Raw genomic sequence first — 1,945 nt, 5'->3', positions numbered from 1 at the left:
CCTTTGCTCTTTTCATGACGCGCTACAAAAGCATGAGCGTCATCACTCCATAACAAGGAATCATGTGCAACACTTTCAGACACTTCCTTAATACGATCATTCACATTCTTGATATTCGTATCAAGACCACTAAACGCTATGCCAACACCTTGGAACGAACTCTCTGTTACAACTCCATCTTTAGCAATATACGATAATTTATACGTTGGCTGTGTAAGGGCTCCATTTTCAAAGGATGCTTCTCCACCTAAATACTTTGCAATATCACTGCCAATTTTATGAAGCTGTCCACCCGTAACCGCATCATGTGAATCCTTAGAAATACTACCATCGGCAACATTGTGAAGAGCCGTGAGGGTTTTATCTTTACCACCAAAAGTTATACTCGCATAATCAACAGCACTATTTTCACCATCTGTTTTATCATAATGAACAACCGCTGAATCATCAGACTGAAGATGATTAATCTGGTTGGTAATATCTTTTTTGATGTTCGTAAAAGATGTACCAACACCTTCAAAAGCTGCGGCTACATTCTGATAAGTTTTCTCTTCTTCTTTGCCATCATCTTTAACAGTTTTTACTGTAAAAGATGGATCACTCCATACGCCATCTTTATAACTAGCACCACCCCCAAGGGACTTAGCTATATTCGTGGCTACAGTTGTTACATTTTGATTTGTCGTAAAAAGCTGTGAACCACTTACAGCTTCATGTGAATCTGCTGAGAGTGCCCCATCCTTTATACCTGCAAGTGTCCGCTTTTCATTTTTCTTGTTGGCAATATCAATTTTATCACCATCTGTTTCTTTACCTATCGTGATGTGTTTCGTTTCTGAATCCTGTTTAACAAAGCTACTTGCTGCTACTTGTTCTTTGACATCTTTTTCAACTTTTTGCAGTTGTGAAAAATTCACAGCATCAGTATCTTCAGTACCAGCAGCAACACCAGAAATGGTCCGTGCCGTGCCATCCTTATTCGCTATACTGATTTTAGTCCCTTCTTTTTCTTCTCCTATCTTGATTAACTTAGATTCTTCATTCCACTTAACAAGACTGTCACCTTTTACATTGGTAATCTCATTGCTAATTTCTTTTGTGATCTCATTTTTTATATTCGTGAAAGCAGTACCAACACCTTCAAAAGCTGCGGCTACATTTGTATAACTTTGTTCATCTTCTGTACCATCAGCTTTAATGCGTTTAATTTTAAAAGTTGGGCCCTCTGAATTTCCATTTCCAAAGTCAGCACCACCCCCCAGATAATCCGCAAGATGAGTACCAAGTGTGTATAGCTGACCGCCATTTACAGCGTCTTCTGAACCGTACGTTAAATCTCCAGCCCCAACAAATTTAATTCTGCTACTTCTTTTTTCTTTTCCCTCTCCATGCTGAGCACTAAAGGCTCCATCAGTTTCGCTCCACAACAAGGAATCACCTTTAACAGTGTTAATCGTATTATTAACCTCTTTGGTAATCTCATTTTTAACATTCGTGATAGACGTTCCAACCCCTGTTAAAGCTTCAGCTACGTTATGATAAGTTGCACCCTCTTCTTTGCCTTCATCGGTAACAGTTTTCACTGTAAAAGTTGGAGCGGTCCATGCTCCATTTTCATACTTAGTGCCACCACCTAAATAAGTCGCAACTTTATCATTTGTCTCAAAAAGCTGTGAGCCATTTATGGCTTCCTTTGAGTTTTCATTGATATCCCCGTCGAGTAAACCGGAAAGTTTCCGGGCTCCATTATCCTTATTTAGAATACTGATTTCGCTACCACCAGTTCCTCTACCAATCGTGATAAGACCTGCTCCTCCATCACGCAGACTACGCGCTAAAGTCATCTCTGCTACTTGCTTAACAAGAATACTGTCTCTTACATCAGCAATTTCATTATTTGTTGCCAAAAGCTGGGAACCAGTTACTGCTTCGGTCGATTCTGCTG

The 1,945-nt window shown here is 39.7% G+C and carries 1 pseudogene; it reads right to left on the bottom strand.

The window, feature by feature from the left end:
• Positions 1 to 1,945 (bottom strand): annotated as a pseudogene (locus tag PVV66_RS09460) (hypothetical protein); the annotation flags it as partial.

This window comes from Bartonella sp. AU16XJBT, assembly GCF_028618665.1.
Taxonomy (GTDB): Bacteria; Pseudomonadota; Alphaproteobacteria; order Rhizobiales; family Rhizobiaceae; genus Bartonella.
This window is presented reverse-complemented; position numbering and strand designations above follow the sequence as displayed.